Origin of the sequence: Cognaticolwellia beringensis, from assembly GCF_002076895.1 — a bacterium.
GTDB lineage: Bacteria > Pseudomonadota > Gammaproteobacteria > Enterobacterales > Alteromonadaceae > Cognaticolwellia > Cognaticolwellia beringensis.
This window is the reverse complement of sequence record NZ_CP020465.1, coordinates 1,482,573-1,507,493: the sequence shown is the minus strand read 5'-3', so window position 1 is coordinate 1,507,493 and position 24,921 is coordinate 1,482,573. Positions and strand designations below refer to the sequence as shown.

The 24,921-nt window shown below is 36.8% G+C and carries 19 protein-coding genes and 1 pseudogene; 9 read left to right on the top strand and 11 right to left on the bottom strand.

The features are described from left to right. The 6 genes from pglX to B5D82_RS06270 form a co-directional block, all read right to left on the bottom strand. Complete coding sequence (gene pglX / locus B5D82_RS06295; RefSeq protein WP_081150023.1) at window positions 1-3,714, bottom strand: BREX-1 system adenine-specific DNA-methyltransferase PglX; 3,714 nt, start codon at window positions 3,712-3,714, stop codon at window positions 1-3. Window positions 3,715-3,783: 69 nt separating this feature from the next. After that, the gene (gene brxC / locus B5D82_RS06290) at window positions 3,784-7,482 is read right to left on the bottom strand and encodes a BREX system P-loop protein BrxC (RefSeq protein ID WP_245807568.1); all 3,699 of its coding nucleotides are present in this window, start codon (window positions 7,480-7,482) and stop codon (window positions 3,784-3,786) included. A 172-nt stretch (window positions 7,483-7,654) separates the two neighbouring features. Continuing rightward, window positions 7,655-8,242: a DUF1788 domain-containing protein gene (locus B5D82_RS06285; RefSeq protein ID WP_094122770.1), complete on the bottom strand. Its 588-nt coding sequence runs from the start codon at window positions 8,240-8,242 to the stop codon at window positions 7,655-7,657. Between the two features lie 4 nt (window positions 8,243-8,246). Further along, on the bottom strand, window positions 8,247-8,861 hold the full coding sequence (locus B5D82_RS06280; protein WP_216629023.1) for a DUF1819 family protein: 615 nt from the start codon (window positions 8,859-8,861) through the stop codon (window positions 8,247-8,249). After that, window positions 8,862-9,749 carry a WYL domain-containing protein gene (locus tag B5D82_RS06275; protein WP_081150020.1) on the bottom strand — a complete coding sequence of 296 codons (888 nt, stop codon included), beginning with the start codon at window positions 9,747-9,749 and terminating at the stop codon, window positions 8,862-8,864. It lies immediately after the preceding gene. Between the two features lie 190 nt (window positions 9,750-9,939). Beyond that, on the bottom strand, window positions 9,940-10,155 hold the full coding sequence (locus B5D82_RS06270; RefSeq protein ID WP_081150019.1) for a helix-turn-helix domain-containing protein: 216 nt from the start codon (window positions 10,153-10,155) through the stop codon (window positions 9,940-9,942). A 132-nt stretch (window positions 10,156-10,287) separates the two neighbouring features. Here B5D82_RS06270 and B5D82_RS06265 point away from each other — a divergent pair, with 132 nt between their 5' ends. The 6 genes from B5D82_RS06265 (at window position 10,288) to B5D82_RS19860 (ending at window position 14,602) form a co-directional block, all read left to right on the top strand. Beyond that, the gene (locus B5D82_RS06265) at window positions 10,288-10,818 is read left to right on the top strand and encodes a hypothetical protein (protein ID WP_081148175.1); all 531 of its coding nucleotides are present in this window, start codon (window positions 10,288-10,290) and stop codon (window positions 10,816-10,818) included. Continuing rightward, window positions 10,815-12,116: a DEAD/DEAH box helicase gene (locus B5D82_RS06260; RefSeq protein ID WP_081148177.1), complete on the top strand. Its 1,302-nt coding sequence runs from the start codon at window positions 10,815-10,817 to the stop codon at window positions 12,114-12,116. Before B5D82_RS06265 ends, B5D82_RS06260 begins: the two co-directional genes overlap by 4 nt. A gap of 68 nt (window positions 12,117-12,184) precedes the next feature. Next, window positions 12,185-12,490 (top strand): IS66 family insertion sequence element accessory protein TnpA, encoded by a 306-nt coding sequence (gene tnpA / locus B5D82_RS06255; protein ID WP_081148179.1) that lies wholly within the window; start codon window positions 12,185-12,187, stop codon window positions 12,488-12,490. Further along, complete coding sequence (gene tnpB / locus B5D82_RS06250; protein WP_157673808.1) at window positions 12,490-12,840, top strand: IS66 family insertion sequence element accessory protein TnpB; 351 nt, start codon at window positions 12,490-12,492, stop codon at window positions 12,838-12,840. The genes tnpA and tnpB overlap by 1 nt, the downstream gene beginning before the upstream one ends. Before the next feature lie 58 nt (window positions 12,841-12,898). Next, window positions 12,899-14,425 (top strand): IS66 family transposase, encoded by a 1,527-nt coding sequence (gene tnpC, locus B5D82_RS06245; RefSeq protein ID WP_172820608.1) that lies wholly within the window; start codon window positions 12,899-12,901, stop codon window positions 14,423-14,425. A 15-nt stretch (window positions 14,426-14,440) separates the two neighbouring features. Beyond that, entirely contained in the window at window positions 14,441-14,602 is a 162-nt protein-coding gene (locus B5D82_RS19860) for a hypothetical protein (protein WP_157673809.1), read from the top strand. A 171-nt stretch (window positions 14,603-14,773) separates the two neighbouring features. On the opposite strand, the gene B5D82_RS06240 is transcribed toward B5D82_RS19860, so the two are convergent. From B5D82_RS06240 to B5D82_RS06220, 5 genes are all read right to left on the bottom strand, one after another. Beyond that, a complete protein-coding gene (locus B5D82_RS06240; protein WP_081148181.1) occupies window positions 14,774-15,478 on the bottom strand; it encodes a hypothetical protein in 705 nt (234 codons plus the stop codon). A 145-nt stretch (window positions 15,479-15,623) separates the two neighbouring features. Continuing rightward, complete coding sequence (locus B5D82_RS06235) at window positions 15,624-16,508, bottom strand: type II toxin-antitoxin system RelE/ParE family toxin (RefSeq protein ID WP_081148183.1); 885 nt, start codon at window positions 16,506-16,508, stop codon at window positions 15,624-15,626. Window position 16,509: 1 nt separating this feature from the next. After that, window positions 16,510-17,580: an AAA family ATPase gene (locus B5D82_RS06230; protein ID WP_081148185.1), complete on the bottom strand. Its 1,071-nt coding sequence runs from the start codon at window positions 17,578-17,580 to the stop codon at window positions 16,510-16,512. Then, on the bottom strand, window positions 17,577-18,791 hold the full coding sequence (locus B5D82_RS06225) for a DUF262 domain-containing protein (RefSeq protein ID WP_081148187.1): 1,215 nt from the start codon (window positions 18,789-18,791) through the stop codon (window positions 17,577-17,579). The genes B5D82_RS06230 and B5D82_RS06225 overlap by 4 nt, the downstream gene beginning before the upstream one ends. A 179-nt stretch (window positions 18,792-18,970) precedes the next feature. Continuing rightward, window positions 18,971-19,264 (bottom strand): hypothetical protein, encoded by a 294-nt coding sequence (locus B5D82_RS06220; protein ID WP_081148189.1) that lies wholly within the window; start codon window positions 19,262-19,264, stop codon window positions 18,971-18,973. A 322-nt stretch (window positions 19,265-19,586) separates the two neighbouring features. Between B5D82_RS06220 and B5D82_RS06215 the strand changes: the two genes are divergently transcribed. The 3 genes and pseudogenes from B5D82_RS06215 (at window position 19,587) to B5D82_RS06205 (ending at window position 24,888) form a co-directional block, all read left to right on the top strand. After that, window positions 19,587-21,854 carry a YgiQ family radical SAM protein gene (locus tag B5D82_RS06215; protein WP_216629028.1) on the top strand — a complete coding sequence of 756 codons (2,268 nt, stop codon included), beginning with the start codon at window positions 19,587-19,589 and terminating at the stop codon, window positions 21,852-21,854. 169 nt (window positions 21,855-22,023) lie between these two features. Then, window positions 22,024-23,130, top strand: a pseudogene (locus B5D82_RS06210) (DUF3362 domain-containing protein); the annotation flags it as partial. Between the two features lie 165 nt (window positions 23,131-23,295). Next, window positions 23,296-24,888 carry an ABC-F family ATPase gene (locus B5D82_RS06205; protein ID WP_081150015.1) on the top strand — a complete coding sequence of 531 codons (1,593 nt, stop codon included), beginning with the start codon at window positions 23,296-23,298 and terminating at the stop codon, window positions 24,886-24,888. Window positions 24,889-24,921 lie beyond the last annotated feature (33 nt).

Here is a 24,921-nt window from a genome sequence, read left to right as displayed (position 1 = left end):
TTATTTAACCGCCTGACCGTGGATAGTTTTTACGTCGGCTAGTAGGTTGCCGAATTTGCCATAGTTGGCTTTTACACCGTCGTCTAGGTCGAGGGTGATGCGCTTTTCGGCGTAGTGTTTTAGTTGCTCGTCGAAGGTGCGTAGTTCGGCTTGCTTTTTATCTAACGATTTAAGCTCTTTTTCGATACGTCGTGATTCTGTTGTTGTAGCTTCTATTTTTTGTTCTGCTAGTAACGAGTGTTGTGATTCGTATTTACCCATTAATGGTGTGACATACTCAGTACGCATACGAGATAATGTGCCTTCGTTATAACGATGCAAGTAAACCAAACATTCAAAAGCTTTTTCTTTTCCTGAGCTAAATAACCAATAGATAGGACGTTTTTTATAAGTTTTGCAGTGGTCTTTGTAAAACTGTTTTGAGAAGTAACGACGGACAGTATCGTTTGCACTTTCGCCTTTTACAGGCTTTAATGCATGTAAACATAAGCTTCCGGCAACAAACTCTAAGTTTTCTTGTAAATGTTCATCACCCCAAACGTTTTTAACAAATTCTTTAAAGCGTGCAGTTGCATCATCTTCAAACAACCAGTTTTCAGACGCTAATGGCACAATGCCATCATCATCTGCAGGGAAAGTTCGGTAAACACCTTCAGAATCTAGTTCTTTAAAGCCTTCATTACCTGACTGAGCATAAACAAGACCTTCACAGTCAAGAGAATAACGCCCCATCATGCAGCCTACACTATAACTAATTAGCTCAGTAATCGTGTCAGACTGTTGTCTATTCTCTAATTCTGTAACGCTTGATTTTGAATCATATCTATATTTAGGATTACAAACTAAAGTTATTTCTGTATCTGGTATGTTTGGCGTTACTTCATCATTTAAACCATATGCTTCAATCAATAAACTATTATTTTTTTCTTCTAGTGTGGAAGTCTTATTTATTAACTTTCCCCATTCTTCAACAACTTTACAAAAGGTATGTTGGATTGTATCTGAAAAAACTTTAGATTCTAAAAATGAATGTTGACTAAAACTCCATGACGTTTCATAAGCATTCCAATCAACTCGACTAATTTCAATTAATTCGTCAACGATCTCTTTCAAACTTGAAACTTCTATAAAAGGTAGTATTGCTAAATTACCAGTTTGAAACTCAATAGTAGGGTTTAATGATTGCAATAAATAGCTTGAAATTTTTGAAGCCAAAAAGCCTAAACTACACTTTAAAGTATCTTCATCTGCAAAACATGAAGAACCTTTTGCATCAAATATAAATCCGGGATCTGAATATCGAATACCAAAATAAGATGAACTAGTCGCAGTGTATGTTAAAGACTCTTTAAAATAATGGTTTTTACTCCTAGGAAAAGCTCTTCCAGTCCCAATTATTTCTTCACCATCGTTATACCAATTGACAAAATAATCTCTATTGCCAAACCATTTTCTATAGCTTCCCCCTTTGTTATATGGAAACCATTTCTTTTTAGATTCCTGAGCATCAACTCTATTATTACTCGACAAATTTGACTTACCTACAGAAACTTCATGCCACAAACGCAAAAATCTGTCATTGTCAGCCGTCGTCATCCCACCTGTAACATTTACCGATTGAGATATTGCAGGGAACTTTACAAAAAGTTCCCGCATAGAATTTGTCATCCAATATGCGATAGGGCTACTTGGAACTTTTTTGAAGTCATCGGGCTTTGCATTGAAGAACCAGTTACAATCTCTATTATTAATAGCCTCAAGAGTGCGTGGACTTTGATTTCCAGCGCCTCGGAAATCTGATAGTTTAATATAGCTCCCTACATAATCATCAACATGTCCTTTAGTTAAAGTAAAAGTGCATATTGGTACTGTTGCGCCATCAAAGCCAGAGTATTCCAACTGTATTAACGTCGATATTATTTCATCATTTACTAATTTATTCCTTAGTTGTTCATATGTTGAAATGAACATCCACACAAACGGTGTCATAAAACCAAGCTCTCCTCGATACTTAGCAAGCCTAAGGTTTCTAACTATGAACGCAGAAAATAGATCTTTTTCGTATCCATCAAAGTGATCTTTCAAATATTTTTTCACTTCTGATGTTTGATATTTACTCCCCATATAAGGCGGGTTAGCAACTACTACATCATATTCTTGTGAAAGTAACATAGCCTGATGAATAATAGGCAGTAAATCAATAGCAGCGTTTTTAGAAGAAGGATCAGAACCTTTTTCTTTAGCTTGTAACAACTCTTTTAAAGCAACTAAGTTTTGTAAGTGTTGATTATCAATTTGAATGAGTGAACCAAGTGTTTTAGCCTGTAAAAATGAAGTCTTTAATATTTGTAGTAATTCAAAATATTCTTTATAAATCCCCGTTGGTTGAACAAAGGTACCTGTTTCACCGTCTAAGGTATCAAAAAGTCCACCTGTGGAGCCTTGTTTCTGATTTCCTTCCAAGTTCAAAGCTTGCCAAAGCTTGCCAATATCTAAGCCTTCAGTTGACTGTAAAGAGTAAACATTAAGCGCTACTTCACCATCTTCAACACGTTGAAAAATACGTCTATCATCTTCACGAGCTTTCATCATTAACGCAAAGCCTGCAAGTTGTGCAGCTCTATCATCAATATCTAAACCATAGATATTTTTAGTTAAAATAAGTTCTGGTATTTCACGTAAACGATAACCACGTTCAAGGTAAATTTCGCGCAGCACTTCGTAGACTTCTACTAAAATATGACCGCTACCTGCCGCAGGGTCTAGCACTTTTATTTGTTCAGGATCGATACTGGTCGGGGTAATAGCTTTTAATTGTTCGATTACATCATCAGATTGTTCAGCAGGCTCAATGTAATACTCCATTTTGCCTTTAAGATCTGATTCAGGGTATGTTGCTAACCATTGTCTGCCCAATGAGTTTTGTACAAGATACTTTACTATCCAGTTAGGGGTAAATAACTGTGTTGCCGCAGGAATATCTTCTGATTTAACCACTTTACCGATTACGGCATCTTTATGTTCTGAAATATAAAATTGATATAACCAACCAATTACTTCAATCTCACTCCAATCTTCTTCTGGTATTTCGTTCACTAAGCCTTTTAAGATTGAATCAGTTTTGGTTAGATTGTCTGGCAATAATAACTCGGTGGCATCATCAATCGCTTCAAACATGAATGGCATGATGTTGTACAAGCGATGGCATTGGCCTAAAAGAAGCTCTCGGTATAACTCTTCTTCTTTGTTGCCTGCTAATTGCAGTTCAATGATATGGTTTTTATCTAAATACTTTTGGTCAGGATCTAAACTATCTACCACATCAGAGGCATGGTCGAGGATTTCAGGCAAGCTATCAGCACCGTTCGGGTTACTAAGTACGCGGAAACCATGATCTAAATAGTCATGTAATTCCATGTAACGAATAGCGGCTAAACGGTTGAACCATGTATAAGCCATTTCGCGAATGAACAAATCATACCGCTCTATATGAGTTGCTAAAGGCTTCTCATCTATCTTTCGCTCAAGTGCTTTACGTTGGTCACCTTGCTTCTTAGTAAAGGCACGACCTTCGATGATGGCTGCCCCACCTTCAAATTGAACGTCAGCTATTTTGTCTTGATAAATACCCAATTGGGCGGCACGCTTTTTAATGGCTTCAATAAATTGAGAACGTGCTTTAGGTGCGTATGCTTTTAAATTTTTAGTGTTCATATTTTTCTTATTATCCTTTCCGTGGTAATTTTTATGGCTCTTCCACTGGGTATTTATACTGTAATTAGACTACTTGATACGCACTTTGTTATTTGCTGCAACTAGCGTAGATAACTTATCTCGCAAAGCATTAAGATAAGTATCTATATCATGCTCTGTTTCGATAACACCCGACTGATTTACCTCTCGCATAACACTACTAGTATCAACAGATACAATTTTCTTAGCAATATTAGGACTAGCTACTTTTTGAGGCTCTGAAGGCTCGTTAGGTGGATAATTAACACCACCTGCTGTTGTGCTAGAACCAGAGCTTGTGCCTACACCAGAGGATTTTTCAGCTTCTGCTTGGGCACGCTTTTTATCTTCTTGTTCGATGTATCGGTTAATTAACTCGTAAGCATCTTCTTCAAGGCTTGCAGCTTCAGTAATTTCTTGATGAATTTCAGCGATACCTTGTAAATCACTTAACCTTTTAAGTGAACTCTGTAATGGATATAGCGCCTTATTACTTATGTCACTTGGTATGGCAGCATCTTTAATTTGTTGCTGTACATGGTCAATTCTAAGTTGAATACGACCTAAAGCGTGTTCGCGCTTTTCTTGTAATAAGGTTTCATTAATTTTTGCCACTTGTGCAATAAGTGGCTCTATATTGCGTATATCTTTGTATGGACGAGTATTGTTATAGATAGCTTGAAGTTTTTGTAATGCTTGGCTTGCCTTATCATTTTTTTCTAAGGCATTACGGTTACGATCAAATTCTTGGTTTAATGCTTTTGCCAATTTTTGCCATGTTGAAAACTGAGTTTCAAAGAAGTTTTCTAAGTCTTGATAGTCTTCTTCAAAATCTAATAAGTCATTATCACTTGATAAAAATAGCTCGATAAACGAGAAGCTTGAGTGTTGATCTGTTAACCCTGCTAATAGCACTATGCCTTGGTCAATTTCTTTACCACCTGGGTATTTTCCTGTTGATGCTTTATTAGAGAAAGCATCAAGCTTAGTCTTCATTCTGCCTAAGTTTTCTTGGGCAATATTGAATAGCTCTTTTTCATTATCAGGGGCATTTTTACCAAAGAAGTCTTTAAATAACTTAGCAGCACGCTTAAGGTTAGCATCGGACTGTTGTTTAATACGTCTAACACGCATTTCTGCACGTTTTCTCACTTGAATCAGGTTATCGTAAGCATTTCTAAGCGGTACGTCTTGTTGACGCATTTGGAAGTTGATTTTATTAGACAACGCCAAACGCGACATGATGAGTAGTATTTCTTCATCGTTCCAACCAAATGGACGTTTAGAGAAACGTTTAACAATATCTTCTGCTGTAACTGTTCTACTTGTGTCATCAGCAAGGGTTATGTGCTTTTCAACTTCTATAGAGGCTAGTGGATTAACTTCTTCCGCTTTAAGATCTAACCCTATTTGTCCAACATCATCGGCTATAAGGGTATTTTGAATTTCACGGCGAATATCACCAGGAAACGGCTTAACTAACTTAAGCTTGCCAAAGGTATTCTCTATTACGTATTTATAGGTTACATCTAAGATGGTACTGATGGAGCTACCTCTTGGATTTTGTTCAGACCCTAGCGCGTAAAATTCAGCATCTTTTAATAATTCTTCCACTTCAAGTTTAATACGACCATTGCGTTTTTGGTTTTCAGCCCCTTTTTGATTTAAAAGTTGCTGCTGCTCTGGGCGGTTACCGCCAGCTCTGCGTAAAAATTTATCCGTTTTAACAAACGTTATGATTTCATCAAACACTTTAGTTGTATCGGCTAGCTTAATAATGATTGAGCCATTACCATCTGAAGAGTGATTTGCACAAACGGCAGTTTCATATTCGCTGTAGTTAGGATCAATAGGTGAAATGACTTTAACAACTAAGTCATTTTCTTGAGATCCATCGCGTGGAATACCGTTACAGAAACGACTTACAGGGAAATCTTGTTTGTTTTCAGGGTAACGATAGATATTTTGTCTACGTAAAATTTCATCAAAAATGATATTACTAAGTTTATTGGTTTCATCAGAAAGCTCTATTTCAGTCTCTCTAATTTCATTTTCGATTTCTTTTTCTTCATTGGTTAAGAAGATGTACTCATCACCTTGGCGAGCAATCAGTAAGTTTTGCTCTAATGAATTAAGTGCTTGTTCTATTTCACGTCGAAGTGCTAAACGGTCTTCATCAACTTTGCTAACACATAAGGTAACAAGGTTATCTAATGTTGATTTAATAGCATCAACATAACGCACTAAGAACAAGGTTTTTAATAAGTTTACGCCAAATTCTGAGATAGATTCTTTTTCAGCCGCTTGCAAAACATCACGCTTTACAGCGGTATCTAAAAAGTTATCAATAGAGTTATAAAAATAATGTAGCGGTATTAAAACACCCACTTCTTTATTGGCAATTATTTGAGCGGCACTTTGGAAGGCATCAAGTAATGAACGTTCTCCACGAGCCATGTGCATTCCTGCTGCACCGGATTTACTTAATCCTGCAAATATATCTTGCACTAACTTATAATGATAAGGCACAAATGGATAACTATGAATAAAGCTTGTTGCGTCTTTATAATTTGCTAATTCTGCTTTGGTTGATGAATCAAATGCTAATTGATTTCGGAGAATATCGCCTTTTTCATCGTATAGTTTTGACAGCAATTCTCGGGCTGGCTGTTCTTTTTCGAGTAGACGTTTTTCTATTACTTCGCTGGTGTTTGAACTTGAAAGTGATAGTTTTTCGAAGCGTGCTTGGATTTTTGAAAAGTCATGGTTTTTTGAACCCGACATATTCCCTAAAACAACATCAATGTCTTCTTGAGAAGTCACCACAACCCACGAACGACCTTCACATATTGTACCTAGGTTTTCAGTGATGGTTTGTAGCTTAAGCATCATTTGAGTATTTTTACCAATGAATTGACCTACTTCATCGACAAAAAATAATACTCGACGTTCTTGGTCTACATCTAAATATTCTTTAACCCATTTACAGAAGTTTGCTATGTCTAATGTAAAGTTGTTTTCAAGTTGCTCAACCCATTGACGTGCTGACTCTGTAGATTGGTCAGTAACTTTAGCCAAAGCCTCGGCCATATCATCACGGTAGAAGTCATAAGCATCACGCTCTTCAATCCAGCTTGCAGAAGTTAAGTTGGTAAACTCTTCTTGGAATTTAGCAAATACACCACGGCTATCAAGTTCACGTTCTAAGTGTGCAATATGAGGATGATCACCACTAAAGCCCATTTGCTCATTAAATACTTTAAGGAACACTTTTAAGATGGCGTCGTCACCATCGTCTGTGTTGGCACGGCTGTCGATGTTAAACAAAATAACAGTGTTTTCTTTAGTAACAGCAGTATTTATTTCACTAATCAGGAAGCCATCGTTAATCTTATCTTTAAAGAAGTCGACTGCTTTTTTACTTTCACCATTGGCAAGCAGTTCATTTCTAGCTTCGATATTTTGTAAAAGGTATGAAAGAATTTTAATAAAGTGGGATTTACCAGATCCAAAGAAGCCACTTATCCAAATACCTAATTTACCAGAAGCAGCCTTGGCTTTCGGATCACGCACTGATGGCATGTAGCAATCGAAGAACTTTTCAAAATGGGTAAATAGCTCTTTGGTGACTACGTATTCGTCTAACTCGGTGAAGACAACGTGATCTTCTCGTTGATCCGCTTTAACAACACCGTTAATTTTACGTTCGATGTCTTTGGTAAATAGTTCTTTAATTTTCATATTTGACATAAGTTATTCTTCTCTAGTAATCCGTTATTTTCGTGAAAGGCTTGAAAGTCCTTTTCATTAATTTTTAACTTAGTTTTCAAATTAACTTCTTATTTAGCTTCTGATTTGAACTAGGCAGCTATTTTACATTCACAATGAGAAATGTGATTGTAATTTCATTTACCTTTCTAAATTATGGCACGAGCTTAAATGCTCGGTAATAACCGTTACCTTCCATCGTACTAAAGGCTTTAAGTGTTAGGCCATCCCATTCACCAGGGTAAAATAATACCGTTGGCACATTACCCACTTTTGCATGTAAAGCATTCAATAGGCCATGACCACGAATGATCGGCCAAGCGTTACCTAGACCATGCAACAAAATGAACTCAGATTTCGATTCACCTGAGTTGTCTAAATCAATTTTATTTGCAATAAACTCTGCCACTCTATTTTGCTCAAGAGGCCCTTTTAAGGCTTTAAATAAAGCGTCATCACCACGTTCTTTTTGTGTTTTAAATGCACGTTCAGTTAGCTTGCGAGATTCGAGTATTTCAAGGACAACTTCAAACAAGTTGATGTTGGTAAACGTTCTACCACGCTTATTCATTTTCTCAGTCATGAAAGTAATATGTTCTCTTACTTCAAGCTCTGACTCGGCAGGATAATCAAATACATAAAAACCAATTTCATTACCCAAACCTTGGTTATTAAGAAAGTCTACACTTTCTATTTTTGGCATTATTTGATCTAGCCTAGCGGTTAAGCTTTTTTGTTTCATAAACCTAGACCTCCATTGCCGCGATGATGTCATCACGGTTCATATCTGTTAGTAATGATCTTACTTCGGGTAACAAGTAAACATTTTGTAGCTTTTTATTACGCGTTGTTTCGATATAACCCGCATCAGCTAATACTTTGAATGCTACTTGAGATACTTTATACGTTGAAGATGTTGTCATTTGAGCGAATTCTGGAAATAGGCGTGAGCGTTCATCCCAAAAGGACTGCCAGTCGGTACTGTCGATATTTTCACGAAACATACGCTTTGCATCAATAAAAATATTACGCATAAAGTCAGCGAGCATTGTTGAGTTAATCAGCGTTGCCGCAAACATTAATTGAGTAGAAAGCTCGGTACTGCCAAAAGCAAGTTGTTCAATAAACTCATCGCTTAAGCCTTCTAAACGTTTTTTAATTGTTGCGGCATTACGTTTAGATGAGGCATCTGAGCGTTTTTGTAAAACATTTTGATTTACAATAGCATCAGTCCATTCTTTTTTTGATGGCTTTTTAAGAAGTAATTCTGCAATAATTTGGCTTTCGCGGATCATTAAGCTACCGCCAATAAGATCACCTAAGTACCCTTTATGGCTTTGCATATTTGCTTGAGGTATCATTTATAGCGCCTCTTCATCCGGCTTGTAACCAGGAGCTATAGCTAGGTTTTCGGCACCATAGAGGGTTTGCCTGTTACGTAGCCACAATTGATACTCTCCGCCTTCTAATGAAGCTTCTTTGGTACAGTCAACATTCCAACGCCTTAATAAATATCCTGCTAAAGCAGCACGTACATTCAATTCTAAAACCTTATTTTCCATGCCATAGTCTAATTCTATAGCGGTTGGGTGTTGAACATTGTTTGGGTGAGGAATTAGCTGCAATGGCATCATTCGCATCCACTGATGATCTTCAAGTTTATCTTCATAGCTATCTAATTTCTGTGGAAGAATGGTTGCCTTGGAGATGCGGGTAAGTACAAAATCACGGAATGAATTTGATTTTCGGTCAAATGCACGAACGTGCCAGCGCAGACCATTATCCACAATACTATGTGGCACTAACTCACGAGCGGCTGAACCACTACTTAACGATGTATATATTATACTGACAGGTTTTTGATTGATGATAGCTTGAATGAGTCGTGCGACGATGAATATATCGGGAATATTGAGCTGACTAGGAGCCTCAACTGGAAAAGCAACGTCACCAATTGCGTCGTAACCATCTGTAATTTGGTTAGCGAGCTTTACCAATGTTTTACGAGGGTCGTGTGTAAATAGTGGTTTGAATTTATCTGTTTGAATATACATCCGTTGCTTGTTGTCGTAAGACATATTATTCGGACATAATTCTTTATATAAATTTAAGTCTGCCGTAGCTCCCGACATCCCTTTTTCAAATTTAGTTACTATTTCATTACGAGTGACTCTGCCAACAAAAAGTAACTTAAAGTCGATATAAGCAAGTCTTTGTTTCTGTGAGTAATTCAAGTTATCCAAATTCATTATATAGCACGTACCAATCTTTTGAGTGAACACAGTATGTTTTAAAATCAAACATACTTCAAGTGGTTCTGCTATTCAAAGATTGTCTTATAGTACTAGTGTACTTTTGTCGCTATTTAAACTTGATACTAAGATTAAATAGTTAAATAGTTAAATAGTTAAATAGATATATAAAAATTTGAAAAAAATTTCAGTCCATTTCAGGTAAGAGATCTTGAGGTTTACACTCTAACGCGGCTGCTAAGATATATAACTTATCCATGGTTATATTGACTTCACCTCGATCAATACGGCCAATATAACTTCGATCGATTTGACTTTTTACAGCGAGTTTATCTTGAGATATTCCTTTAGCGGTTCTTACTGAACGAATTTTTTCTCCAAACCGCTTAGACAGTTCACTCATTATGAATTTCCTAATCAAATGAGCGACTATTCCATATTGCGGATTATAATATCACAGAGTATAATCCCACGGATTATACTCCTACGGATTATAACACCACACAGGTAAGTTTATTATTTCTAGGATAAAGAAATGAAATTGAACAAGTTGCTAGCTCAAATTATTTCAGCTCCTAATTTTGACCATTTTTCGGCTGTAGAACTCAGAGCAGCCTATATAACTATTCATTCAGATAAAGCTTTGGATCCCAGTGATGCTCGACGGTTTGTTTATACAGAACTAGTAAAGTTAGTTAAAAATGGTTGGCTACGAAAAAATGTTTCAAAAAAAAGAGAGATTACCACTTACATTAAAACAAGTTCATTTAATGTAAGTAAAATCATAGGAAGTGATGAAAAAGAAAGTAATATAAATTTTAAAGCTAACCCTTCATCTAACACTATTCAAGACTCTCTACGACAACGTTTAACTCAGTATAAAAATGAATTACTGATGAGTTATGGTGAATCAAGTGAATATAAGCAACTTTGTAACGACTTCCCTGACTTATATGAACTGCTACAGCCTCAATATAATAATGCCCGTGAGCAAAATGCCAGATTACTAGGGCAAATAAAAGCAGTAGAAAATTTAATTAACGATGGTAACAGTAAAGCAGTATGAAACTAAGAAAATGGCAATCAGAGTGTGTTGATAAAGCATTTGAACAATATTTAAATGGAGAAACTCATTTTTTAACATTGGCTACGCCAGGTGCCGGTAAAACATTTATGGCATCAGAGTTAGCTAACCGACTTTTAAAAAGAAATGTTGTCGATTTAATTTTTTGTTTTTCTCCTTCTTCGATTGTTTCTCAAGATTTTAGTGAAAGTTTACAGAGAAAAACCCAAGAACGTTTTGATGGGCTAATGGGATCAAAAGGTCGATCGTTAACTTATCAAAATTTACAATTTTTAGATGTTAGCTTTTGGCAACTTTTTGAGAGATACAAGGTTTTCGTTATCTTCGATGAAATTCATCACTGTGCCGGTTCTAATGTTGAGAATGCCAATGCATGGGGAGAGCAAATAATACTAAATATTCAAGATAAGGCTAAATTTACATTGGCGTTGACGGGTACTCCTTGGCGATCAGATACTGCACCCATTGTTCTGTCGAATTATATGCATCCGAGCAACAAAATATCTTGTGATTTTATTTATGGGCTTGCTGAAGCCATTAAAGATAATGTTTGTCGTATACCGCAGATAGTTGCCGTAGATAATAATAATATTTCTGTTGTTGATAACGAAGAGACCAAAACCTTCAATAGTTTTAAAACTTTATTGTGTCAGTCAATCATTCCATACAAGGAGGTTATTGAAAATACAGCTGTTATTAAATACGTCATCTCATCTGCACATCAAAGGTTAACGTCAATTCGAAAAGAATCTCCTAATGCTGCAGGATTAATTGTTGCGTCATCTGTCGAGCATGCAAGGAATATTTCGACTCTAATGAAAACCTATCTCAACGAGGATAGCGTTGTGGTTACCTATAGAGAAAATGAACCTACAAATATTATTCAGGAATTCAGGCACGCTCAAAGTAAATGGATAATATCCGTAGGTATGATCAGTGAAGGCACAAACATTCCTCGGTTACAGGTATGTTGCCACTTAACGAATATAAAAACGGAAATGCACTTTAGACAGATTTTGGGGCGGATACTTAGAGTGACAGGTTCAAAAAATCAGGAGGCGGTTATGTACATGCCCGCTGAGCCTAAACTTTTAGAATATGCTTACCGAGTTAAACAAGATGTTCCTTTTGAAGCCGATATTGTTAAATTTGAAAAGATGAAATTACAGATTGAAGACAAGGTTAATAATAAGATATCTACCACACTAAAATTCGATAATAAAAAGATTAAATTGATCCAATCAGAAATAAAGCTAGGTGATACTGAAGTAAGCGCGTAATTAGCCCCACATACTAATATTAATCCAGTCTGCGCATAATTATCTTAGCAAATTAACATGAGGTCATTATGAATAATCAACAAAAAATAAAACACTGGCAAAACATCTTTGAACAGCAGCAAGATAGTGATTTAACTATCATTCAATTTTGTCGCGACAACAATATTAACGTGTCTACCTTCTATGGTTGGCGTAAACGCCTTTCTGATAAAACCCAACCAATTGAACCGCAACAGGTGATCCCCTTTGTTATTCATGAGCAGTCTTTGACACAACCTTCCATGATTAAACTCTCCACGCCCAGTGGCTACCAAGTAGATTTTGAGTCGACCTTAAGCCATCAAGCCTTAACGCAACTATTGAGTGCGCTGTAATGCATTCCCCAAGCCAAGTTTATTTGGTTACCGGCTTCACTGACATGAGAAAATCAATCAATGGTCTTAGCATTATAGTCAGCGAAACCTTATTACTCGATCCTTTGAGTCAAGCTTGGTTTGTTTTTTGTAATAAACAGCGCGATAAATTAAAAATATTATTTTGGGATACTAATGGTTTTTGGCTTTATTATCGTCGTTTAGAGCAAGGACGATTTCAATGGCCAAAATACGGCGAAGCATGTGCTGCAATGAGCATTGAACAGCGCCAACTTCAATGGTTATTATCCGGTTTGGCGGTGACGAGCCAGACTCGACATCCCACATTATCAGGCTTGTCTGTGATGTAATCCATTACGATCATTGTTACCCTCTTGTACGATCTTGCCAGTGTGTCATGCTATAAAAATGACAGATGACACACAACTCCTCACCTTACAAAATCAACTTGCCCAGATGCAAGTACAGATTGATGCCTTGAAAAAAGATAAGGCGGTATGGCAAGAAGATAAAGTTGAAATGCAAACGCGTATTGACCATCTACTCGCCGAATTAAAGCTAAGCAAATCACAAAAGTACGGTCGAAAAAGTGAAAAAGCCCCCCGAGGTACCTTCAACGAAGCCGAGCAGCATAAAACGAGTGAGCCTCCCAAACATCATAAAAAAGGTAAACAATCGCTAGCTAAACACTTTGAGCGAGAAGACGTTGAGCACACCTTAACCGAGTTAGCTTGTACGTGTTGCGGTGAACAAATGCATCACTGTGGCAGTGAAGATAGCGAACAAGTGAAAATTATCCCCGCCAAAATCAGTGTGATAAAACATAAACAATTTAAATACGCTTGCAGGCACTGTGAGCATGAAGAGCTAAGCTGTAAAATAATAACTGCGCCTAAACCAGCTCAACCTATTCCTGGTAGTATCGCGAGTCCTGAGGCCTTAGCCGCAGTAGTTACTGCTAAATACTGTGATGCACTGCCGCTGTATCGTTTAGTTGATATCTTTGAGCGCGGCGGTTTAAAAATATCCAGAGGAACCCTAGCCAACTGGTGCATTAAGGTCGGCGTACTCATTAAGCCATTAGTCAAAGCAATGCAGCGCCACTTACTTGGTGAGCATAGTTTATGTGCGGATGAAACGCGTGTACAAGTCCTTGATGAAGGTGATAATCCAAGTAGCAATTCACAAATGTGGGTTTATCGCAGTAATGAAGTCAGTAAACAGCCAGTGGTTATTTACGACTATCAAGCGGGTCGTAGTCGTGCTTGCGCAGAAGCGTTCCTCAGAGATTATCAAGGATATTTACAATGCGATGGTTACAGTGTTTATGACGGTATTGAAGGCGTTATTCCTGTGGGATGTTGGGCGCACGCTAGACGTAAATATGATGAAGCCTTAAAAGCAGAGTCGAAAAATAAAGGCCGTGCGCATAAAGCGATCAGCTTTATCAGTCAATTATATAAAATAGAAACTCAAGCGAAGAACAAAAAGTTATCACCACAAGCACGGTATCAATTACGACAAGAAAAAGCCCTGCCGATTTTAACACAATTCAAAGCATGGCTTGATGAAGCCAGTGATAAAGTGATCGCGGGGAGTTATATTGGCAAAGCAATAAAATACAATCTCAACCAGTGGCATAAACTGATTAGGTACGTTGAAGATGGTCATTTAGGGATTGATAATAATATCACTGAACGAGATATTCGGCCGTTTACAACAGGTAGAAAAAACTGGTTATTCTCAAAATCAGTCAATGGTGCACAAGCAAGTGCGATACTTTATAGTATTGTCATGACGTGCAGGGCCAATGACATCAATCCATATTATTACTTCCAGCATTTATTCAAAACATTGCCCGCACGTCAAAGTGACGATGATGATTTTACCGATCTAATGCCATGGAATGTGCATCTAGACTTCGATTATAGCTAAGCGCACTGCTTAATTGTGCGCTTACATACTGAACACTTTGTTGATGCTGTACCTTTTGAGCAAGTTAAGGAAACATCTGATAAACACTTTTTGACAAGTTCGTATGAACAAGTGGTTAATATTTTTGGTCGATTTCAGCAAGAATCAATTGAACTTGGGTTAAGTGAATTGAGGTAACTATGCTCTCGTTTTATTTTAGTCAATTAAATTAAGGCTCTGTTCCATAATACTATTGTCCATCTATGGAAGTTTTATTAAGCAAGTAAATTAAGTGTTCAGGACAACTACATCTCAGTTTAGCCACCAAATAATATAAGAACGGTCAGTCATAGTCTCTTGCTAGGATTTTTATTCTAAAAAGTAATCTAAGGTTCTAATGCATTTCTGTAGGTTACAACCATATATTTCATTTTTATCGACACAACCACCACTTACAAGGCTTACTAACTTACCATCTTCTCCGATAATCGGTGCACCACTACAACCTTGAAAAATTTCATGCCCAGGATGATTTTCAGGTAATTTAAAGTAATGCATACCATTTTCTAATCTGTCATATTTTAATCCATGATATATAAGTTGCGTAGTTTCAAAAGCATTTAAATCAGGGAATGATGTTGGATGTATATCGCCAGAAAACCCATACATAGTTTCTTTATTTGGCTCGCCAATGTCGTCTACTGTAAACACAGGTCTTTCTTTTATTTCTAAAGTTTCACCTTTGTATGTTCTGTTGTAAAAATAGATCTTTAAGTCTGGGCGAACGGGGTGAAAAGAAAACTCTACATCTTTTATTGATTTTTTATCTTCAGAATAATCCGCCAAATAACTAAATTGATTAAGAAATAAAACCTCAATTTTCTGGACATGATCATTAAACTTTATTTGTGCAGACCATTTAGATGACTTTTCAGCAACATGGAATACAGTTAATAAATAGCGATTTTCTTTAAAGTCAAAAAGACAGCCAGAGCCAAAACTAGAGGGCATGTCATTTTCATCATGCTTTCGTAGTTGAACGCTAGAGTATTTGATTAATTCTTGCCAATTCATAGTTTTAAAGCCTAACGCCCTGTTAATGAGGTAGTAAAAACGAAGGTAGTACCACAAAGTCTATAAAAAACAATGGGGTAAACACGGGTAATTTAACCTTAATCATAAATCATCATCGGTGTGTAGCTGGGGAGAGCAATTGATATTATCTGTTAAAAATTTCTTCTGCTCGTGTAATATTTTGATCATAACCTTCATCATTGGATTTTTTTATAAAACCAACCAATAAAACAGTTGTACTACCTCTCAGCTTGTACAATATTCTTATTGCACCACCTGAAAAAGCACTAAATCGTACTTCCCATACAGCATTAGTTCCTGTAAGTTGCTTGAAGAGTGGCTCGTTCCCCCTAAAGCCAAGTTCATGACAATGTTTTAACTTCTTATATACAATATTTCTGTTCTCAGCTGAGAGCTCTGAAAACCATAACAATAACTCACCTGAGATATCCTGTATTGGACAAGCATCATTTAAATCTAGTGAATTATATAATGTATAAAGAAGCTCTCCATGAGACTTAGTTGAAATATTATCTACGACACACTTTTCTTGATTGAACTCCCCACATTTAGTTATGTTAAAACCTAGCTGGTGAGAACTCCATTCAGGTGAAGTATCCAAGCTTAGTAATTTAGCACCTAAATGATCCGCAATACTAAAAACGGCAGGATTAAGGTGTAACTCATGTCCTTCCAAAAAATATGTATATTCAGTAATACTATCTATGGCTTCTTCATCAAAGAAGTCCAAAGCAGGTGACTTATCTTCAATATCGTATAATACAGAAAGTAGATCATACTCATTTTCTTCTTGCAAGTAATCTAAAAAATCTTGGTATGCAAAGCCTTGACTAAGTTCTAAACTATATAGATTCCTGTCATCCAATAAATCAAGATAAAAAACCACTCGATCATCGCTTTCTACAAATAACTGTAATATCCCTTGGATTGAATCCATGAATAGTTCTTTTGCTGTTTCAATATTTTCTGCGGGGAAGCTATTTGTATTTATACATAGCAAATGATCCATTCTATTTCCTTGCTAATTTAGCTCTTATTTTCATTGATTGGTCAAAAAATCCATTTGGCCAGAAGCTTAGCTTTCCATTTTCATCAATACTTGGGGTTTGAATTTTAGTTTCAGATTCACTATTTTCTTTAGACAAATAATGAAATATTACATCATCGTTAGAAATCAACTTTTCCTTACATGCTAATCTAATACCGTCCATAAGATGATCGCTATGTGTTTCCAGTACAATTTGAACACCATGAGAGGCTGCCATCGCCAACAATACACCCATAGCAGTTTGACCTCGAGGGTGGAGGTGCGTTTCAGGGTTTTCAATAACAATCAAAGTGTTATTGAGTCGACGTTCATCCCATTCCTTCCCCCAATCTTCATCCCAATCATGAATCGGCTTTGTCGCAACATGTCCTAATATAGTACTTATAATAGGGAGAGCGTGACTAAGTCCAAAACCTACATTTTTAGGTCTAAATTCATCAAATGTAGCTTGAGCAATATCAACTTTAGAATTTAATTGATAAAGGAAGTCTACATTAGGAGATATTTCAGAAAGCCAACCTTTAATAGCTAACGGTAATATGTCCCCCTGACTATTCTCATGTTGCATTGTATCTGGAACTATTGACCGCTCTAACTTATCAATGAACTCATATACAAACTCACCTCTATCACCAATTTTTGGAAAATGAGTATAGTTGTTACTTAAAGGTAAATATGTTTGTGGGCCTAACCTATCTGCTGAAAGAAAGGAAAAAACAAGAGATTTTTCAGGGTAAGATTGTTTGTCCTCATCTTCATGAAGTATAAGCTGGTCGACGTCATCTGAACTGTACTCCAATTTTATTGTTACTGGCTCGCTAGGGTGGGAAAGCTTCGAACGCAACTCCCTTAAAGAACCATACCCTTCAATAAATGGAGATTTATTATCACAAGCTTTTACATACATTCTTAAAGATTGAATAATCGAACTTTTACCACTATTATTCAGCCCTGAAAAGAGAGTTAAAGGCTTGAACGGTATATCTATTTCACTAAAGGACTTAAAACCTTTTAGACTTAATAACTTAATCATGAGATATCCAAATAATGCTTAACTAAATTTTCAAAAACTTCATATCTATAGTTTACCCCTCTGATAGCCTGTGAAGCGTGACGACTTATAGAGTTGAGTACATCTTCATTTAACAAATATTCTTTATAAGAGTACGTAAAATCAGCTTTGTGCTCCAATAATTTCGAAAATTCATCATCTGATAATCCACTCAAAATATTAGACCAACACTCAAAAAGAGCTTTGTTAATTGGTGACTTTTTATTATCGTGAATTGTAGATTTTCTAAAAGCATGATCTCCAAATAATTCTTTTGCCCTATACATAGCTAACTCAAATTTATACCTGATATCTTCAATTGAGTGATGTTTTATTTTCGGGGCTGAGCCATCTGTAAATACTTTAGATAATTTCTTTTCGTCAAGTTCGGGGAATAAATTTATTACTCTCATCGCGTCACTTAGCCATTTGTCTAAGTTCATTTTATAATCATTTTTTTCAAAAATATAGAAAGCTACAAATCGAAGAATAAGTTCTCTCGTCGCCATCCTTTTATCATTTATTTTTGAATTTATTGCGCGGATAAAATATTGACTTCCCATTAGATGTTGCAATAGTTTAGTTGAATTTCCTTGGTACAAGGCATGCCTAATTTCTTGAGTAGTAAGAGGTAGCCCTCCTGTATTGATTCTCTTGAATATGTTCCGTTTTACATCTTCTGGTGTCCCTGGATTAATAACGGTGAACCGCAATTCTGTTTCCATTATTGTATTAATAACTCTTTGACACGTTGGATCACTCTCCATTTTATTGAAAGTCATCCCTCCAAATTTTTTCTGTAAAAACTCTAATTTGTCTAATTTCAAAGGTAAATTAGTTACTGGGTTTAGAAGCAAGAAATCTCTAATTGTTGATAACCTTTGAAGTCCATCTACAACTTCCCATTCACCTTGTTCATTCGCTGCAACGTAAAACATAGGTAAAGGTATCTTTAGCATGATAGACTCTATTAACTGACTCCTTCGAGTCTCATCCCAAACTTCATTTCTTTGAAAGTCAGGTGATAGGCGAATAGTACCTTGGTTTAATCTCCTTTTAATTGCATCCATCGACACTACTCTTTGTTCGATAGATATCTTGTCTGGATCGAAAGGTTCGAGTATTTCTTCTTCAAACTCTTCTTCAAATTCCTCTTCACTGACTTGAGGAGTATTACTCGTTGTAGATTCCAAGAAAATTCCTATTGCTAAATTAATTTTTTATATATTCTATACATTTTTCACTAAAATAGAACCTTATAATAAAGCAAAACAACATGACTTAATCTTTTAGTACAGTTATTTACAGAACTCCAAGTTAAAGCAAACTTCGTTTGCTCTTTCTAAACGCCAACTGAAAAAACGTGTGACTATCAATTGCCTTTAAACATCAATCCTTTGAGCGTTTGAATGATATTACCATCGTAAAAACCGAGCTTACATTCACCTGTTTCTTTATTGAACGTTGCATCGTAGGCAAGCTTTAAGGGTTGGTCTTTGCGTTTGGCAAACACACAGCTCATCGCATTAATAAAATCATCCCATTTTCTTTCATCAGCAACGACTCGTGCTTTTTCTAATGCACAGTCGAGACCAAGCTTTTCTTTTAAACGTCTTAATTCCCACCAAACAGAGACACTCGCACCACCAATCCGCTGAACATTCATGGCGTGACTCTGTTAGGAATGGGTAACCTCTAAAAACAGAAAGCTGTTTGTTTAACGTTAGTAATTGGCTGCTCTATGTAATATAGGTGACAATTCATTTGCTTGATACGCAGTTTAAACTGGAAGTTAATAACAATCATTTAGAAGTAGGTAAGATTTTAGATATATTTATAGAATAGTTTTAAACTATTAATTCTATGGCAAAACATTAAAAGCCATGAAAGATATTTAAACAGCGAAGATATTAACAATGACTCTATTTAACTGCTCTATGTTATAATCCTTTGGCTTCTATTTTTCAGAGATTAAGACATTGAATTCCCTGCCAAACCTAAAAAACAAAGAAATTAATTTATTTTCATACCCTAAATATTGGGCTGAATGTTATGGTACAGCGCCATTTTTACCTATGACTCGAAAAGAAATGGACATTTTAGGCTGGGATAGCTGTGACATTATTATTGTAACTGGTGACGCTTATGTCGATCACCCAAGCTTTGGTATGGCTATTATTGGCCGCATGTTAGAGGCTCAAGGCTTTCGTGTCGGTATTATTTCACAGCCTGCATGGCACTCAAAAGATGCCTTTATGGAGCTAGGAAAACCTAACCTATTCTTCGGTGTTACAGCCGGAAATATGGATTCCATGATAAACCGTTATACCGCTGAGCGAAGAATGCGTCATGACGATGCTTACACTCCTAACGATGAAGGTGGTAAACGCCCAGATCGCGCGGTAACAGCTTATACCCAACGTTGTAAAGAAGCATTTAAAGGCGTTCCTGTTATTATTGGTGGTATTGAAGCCAGTTTACGACGAATTGCCCATTACGATTATTGGTCTGATAAAGTTCGTCGTTCCGTGCTATTTGATTCAAAAGCAGACCTGCTAGTTTTTGGTAACGCCGAGCGTCCTTTAGTAGAAATTGCTCATAGAATTGCCCGTGGAGAAGACGTTAAAACCATTACCGATGTACGTGGTAGTGCTTTTTTAACTAATCAGGCTCTGCCAGGTTGGAAAGGTATAGATTCTAGAGATATCGACCGACCAGGTAAAATAGACCCTATTTTTAGTCCTTATGAAGAAATAACACCTGAAACTTGTAGTGATAACGAAGCTAAAACAGAAGCTTCATCAGTAGAAAAAGATATCACTAAAACAGCCCAACCTATTATAATGGCAGATTATAAAAACAAGACGTGGGAAAAGAAATCAAAGCCTTGGGAAACGACTTATATTAATTTGCCGACCTTTGATCAAGTAAAAGAGAACAAAGTACTTTATGCACACGCATCTCGTATTTTCCATCAAGAAGTAAATCCAACATCAGCTAAGCCGCTTGTACAGAGTCATGGTACTCGCCTAATTTGGTTAAACCCACCAGCTAAACCATTATCTACAAATGAAATGGATGGTGTGTTTGGTCTTGAATATAAGCGTGTTCCACACCCAAGCTATGGCAAAGCTAAAATTCCTGCGTACGATATGATAAAAACGTCTATCAATATCATGAGGGGGTGCTTTGGAGGATGTACGTTTTGTAGCATAACAGAACATGAAGGTCGTATTATTCAATCACGTTCTCATGAGTCAATTATTGCTGAAATTGAAGATATCAAAGTAAAAGTTCCCGGTTTCACCGGTGTAATTTCAGATTTAGGCGGACCAACCGCCAATATGTATCAGCTAAATTGTAAAAGCGAAAAAGCTGAAGCAACTTGTCGTAAACCTTCATGCGTATGGCCAACCATTTGTGGCCACTTAGATACCGATCACACACCAACGATAGAACTATACCGTAAAGCACGTAAAGTTAAGGGTATTAAGAAGGTACTAATCGCTTCGGGTGTACGCTACGATTTGGCTATTGAACACCCTGAATATGTTCAAGAATTAGCAACCCATCATGTGGGTGGTTATTTAAAAATAGCACCTGAACATACCGAGAATGGGCCATTAAATAATATGATGAAGCCAGGTATGGGTAGCTATGATAAATTCAAAGAGATGTTTGATCATTACTCAAAACTTGCTGGTAAAAAACAATATTTAATTCCTTATTTTATCTCTGCTCATCCAGGTACTACCGATAGAGATATGGTAAATTTAGCTTTATGGCTAAAAGAAAATAACTTTAAATTGGATCAAGTGCAAAACTTTTATCCGTCGCCATTAGCAAATGCAACAACGTTATACCATACGGAGCTTAATTCTTTACGTAACATTACTAGTAAAAACTTAGCAAAAGAAGATGGTAAAATTACAGTGCCTAAAGGCGCTATTCAACGACGTTTGCACAAAGCGATTTTACGTTACCATGATCCAGTTAATTGGCCACAAGTTCGTCAGGCATTGACAAAAATGGGATTAAGTAAACTTATTGGCTCTGCGCCAAATTGCCTAGTGCCTAAAGAAACACGTGCTGAGCAAAATTCAACCAATAGAAATAGACAAGGTAAAAATAACTCTGCTGGTAATAAAACTTCACCAGGTCAACAAAGAGCTAAATCTGGTTATGGGAAAAAACCAACTAATGGAAAACAAGGCTTAACCCGCTTTAGTGATAATCAGTTTAAAAAGAAAAAGTAATCCGAGAGCAAGTTTAGTATTAAGCTTGCTTATATAATTTAGAAATATCACTTAATTTTTTCTAGCTTCCTACAGTAAATATTTTCATTTCTAAGTGTTTTTTAGAAATATTGTGTAGGCCAATAATTTATAGGGTTTGGTAAGTTTTCTAACTATACCTTTACTAAGGTGCCCGATCTGTTCTATCACTGAGCATGAAGGACGCATTATTCAAAGTCGTAGTGAAGACTCTATTATCGCTGAAATCGAAGATATTAAATTAAAAGTCCCTGGTTTTACCGGTGTAATTTCTGATCTTGGCGGACCAACCGCTAATATGTATAAATTAAACTGTAAAAGTGAGAAAGCAGAAGCGACTTGTCGTAAACCGTCATGTGTCTGGCCAACCATTTGTGGCCACTTAGAGACCGACCATACCCCAACCATTAATTTATACCGCAGAGCACGGAAAGTTAAAGGCATTAAGAAAATACTTATCGCTTCGGGTGTAAGGTATGACTTAGCCATACAAGATCCGGAATATGTAAAAGAATTGGCCACTCATCATGTCGGTGGTTACTTAAAGATTGCTCCTGAACATACAGAAGAAGGGCCATTAAATAAAATGATGAAACCTGGTATGGGCAGTTATAACAAGTTTAAAGAAATGTTTGATCATTACTCTAAACTTGCCGGTAAAAAGCAGTACTTGATCCCTTACTTTATCTCAGCGCATCCGGGTACTACCGATTTAGACATGGTAAACCTCGCATTATGGTTAAAAGAAAACGACTTTAAGCTCGACCAAGTACAAAATTTTTACCCGTCGCCTTTAGCCAATGCTACAACGCTTTATCATACTGAGATTGACTCATTACGTAATGTTAAAAAAGACAGCGCGTCAGTAGCCGTGCCAAAAGGTACTATTCAGCGTCGTTTACATAAAGCTATATTGCGTTATCACGATCCTGCTAACTGGGGCATTATTCGTGAAGCCTTGACTAAAATGGGCCTTGCAAGAAAACTTATTGGCAGCAAACCTGGTTGTTTAGTACCTAATGAAACAAGAAATGAAAGTCAGCAGGTACATTATAAAAATAACGGTAAAGGTAAAAATAATGCCTTAGGTAATAAAACCTCGCCTGGACAAGAAAAACGTTACGGTAAAAAGCCAATAACCGCTAAAAAAGCTAAACCTGGTGATAAAGCCAAACAAGGCTTAACACGTTTTTCTGATAATCAGTTTAACGACAGAAAACCTAATGGTCCTGCAAAGAAGAAGCGCATTAGTAACTAGGACTTTCTTTGTTTTTATTCTATTTTTATAAGCCTAGCTCTCTTGCTAGGCTTATTGTTTTTAGTATCTTCTACTGACATTATTTTACGCTTCAAGTATAATCGCGCGCATTATTTTAAAAGTTATGAGTCAAGTACTCTTCTAAACACTCGCTACGGAATTCATATGTTAGCTGCAAACAATATTACCCAACAATTCGGTGCTAAACCGTTATTTGAAAACATTTCACAAAAATTTGGTGGCGGCAACCGCTATGGTTTAATCGGCGCCAATGGCTGTGGTAAATCAACCTTTATGAAAATTTTGGGTGGTGATTTAGAGCAAACATCTGGCAACGTTGCCTTAGATCCAAACGAACGTATTGGTAAGCTTCGTCAAGACCAGTTTGGCTTTGAAGCAACGTCTGTTGTTGATACCGTGATTATGGGCCATACCAAGTTATGGGCGATAAAAGAAGAACGTGACCGTATTTATGCCTTACCTGAAATGAGTGAAGCTGATGGTATGCGTGCTGGTGATTTAGAAGCTGAATATGCTGAAATGGACGGTTACAGCGCAGAAAGTCGCGCCGGTGAGTTATTAATGGGCGTTGGTATTCCTGTTGATCAGCATTACGGTTTAATGAGTGATGTTGCCCCTGGTTGGAAATTACGTGTGCTATTGGCCCAAGCTTTATTCTCAAATCCTGATATTTTATTACTTGATGAGCCAACCAACAACTTGGATATTCACACGATTCAATGGTTAGAAGAAACATTGAACGCGCGCGATTCAACCATGATAATCATCTCGCATGATCGCCATTTCTTAAACAGTGTTTGTACCCATATGGCTGATTTAGATTACGGTGAGTTACGAGTATTCCCAGGTAACTACGACGAGTACATGTTGGCCTCTACGCAAGCTAGAGCACAATTAATGTCGGACAACGCCAAGAAAAAAGCACAAATTGGTGAACTACAAGCTTTCGTGGCGCGCTTCTCGGCAAATGCTTCAAAAGCAAAACAGGCCACTTCTCGTGCTAAGCAAATTGATAAAATTCAATTGGCAGACGTAAAAGCCTCAAGTCGTGTTAATCCGTTTATTCGTTTTGAACAAGAAAAGAAGTTATTCCGTAACGCCCTTGTGATGGAAAACATGAACAAAAACTTTGATGATAATAAGGTCTTAACAGATCTTAATATGATGATTGAAGTGGGTGAGCGTGTCGCTATTATCGGACAAAACGGTATCGGTAAAACCACATTTTTGCGTACCATTATGGGCGAAGCTGATTATCAACCAACGTCAGGTTTATACACCTGGTCGGAAAACGTTAACATTGGCTACTATGCACAAGATCATAGTCATGAATTTGAAAATGACATGACCTTATTTGAGTGGATGAGCCAATGGCGTCAACCTACTGATGATGAGCAAGCGGTTCGTGGCTATTTAGGGCGTTTATTATTCTCTGCTGACGACATTAACAAGTCTGTTAAAGTACTTTCAGGTGGCGAACAAGGTCGTATGTTGTTCGGTAAGATCATGATGCAAAAGCCTAACATTCTCGTTATGGATGAACCAACAAACCACATGGATATGGAGTCTATTGAGTCATTAAACATGGCGATGGAACAGTTTGAAGGCACTATTTTATTCGTCAGTCATGACCGTGAATTTGTTTCAAGTTTAGCGACTCGTATCATCGAATTAACCGAAGGTGGTTACACTGACTTTGCTGGTGGGTACGACGAATACTTAGCATCACAAGAGTAAAGTAGTCATCGCGTTAAACGCACTTTAAAAAAG

Bases quoted from the DNA above. Each gene is read 5' to 3' on its own strand.
- B5D82_RS06260 (WP_081148177.1), top strand. From the start codon at position 10,815: ATGAAACTAAGAAAATGGCAATCAGAGTGTGTTGATAAAGCATTTGAA.
- B5D82_RS06220 (WP_081148189.1), bottom strand. From the start codon at position 19,264: ATGAATGTTCAGCGGATTGGTGGTGCGAGTGTCTCTGTTTGGTGGGAA.
- B5D82_RS06265 (WP_081148175.1), top strand. From the start codon at position 10,288: ATGAAATTGAACAAGTTGCTAGCTCAAATTATTTCAGCTCCTAATTTT.
- B5D82_RS06270 (WP_081150019.1), bottom strand. From the start codon at position 10,155: ATGAGTGAACTGTCTAAGCGGTTTGGAGAAAAAATTCGTTCAGTAAGA.
- tnpA (WP_081148179.1), top strand. From the start codon at position 12,185: ATGAATAATCAACAAAAAATAAAACACTGGCAAAACATCTTTGAACAG.
- B5D82_RS06205 (WP_081150015.1), top strand. From the start codon at position 23,296: ATGTTAGCTGCAAACAATATTACCCAACAATTCGGTGCTAAACCGTTA.
- B5D82_RS06285 (WP_094122770.1), bottom strand. From the start codon at position 8,242: ATGAAACAAAAAAGCTTAACCGCTAGGCTAGATCAAATAATGCCAAAA.
- tnpC (WP_172820608.1), top strand. From the start codon at position 12,899: ATGACAGATGACACACAACTCCTCACCTTACAAAATCAACTTGCCCAG.
- tnpB (WP_157673808.1), top strand. From the start codon at position 12,490: ATGCATTCCCCAAGCCAAGTTTATTTGGTTACCGGCTTCACTGACATG.
- B5D82_RS06230 (WP_081148185.1), bottom strand. From the start codon at position 17,580: ATGATTAAGTTATTAAGTCTAAAAGGTTTTAAGTCCTTTAGTGAAATA.
- B5D82_RS06240 (WP_081148181.1), bottom strand. From the start codon at position 15,478: ATGAATTGGCAAGAATTAATCAAATACTCTAGCGTTCAACTACGAAAG.
- B5D82_RS06280 (WP_216629023.1), bottom strand. From the start codon at position 8,861: ATGATACCTCAAGCAAATATGCAAAGCCATAAAGGGTACTTAGGTGAT.
- B5D82_RS06235 (WP_081148183.1), bottom strand. From the start codon at position 16,508: ATGGATCATTTGCTATGTATAAATACAAATAGCTTCCCCGCAGAAAAT.
- brxC (WP_245807568.1), bottom strand. From the start codon at position 7,482: ATGTCAAATATGAAAATTAAAGAACTATTTACCAAAGACATCGAACGT.
- B5D82_RS06275 (WP_081150020.1), bottom strand. From the start codon at position 9,749: ATGAATTTGGATAACTTGAATTACTCACAGAAACAAAGACTTGCTTAT.
- pglX (WP_081150023.1), bottom strand. From the start codon at position 3,714: ATGAACACTAAAAATTTAAAAGCATACGCACCTAAAGCACGTTCTCAA.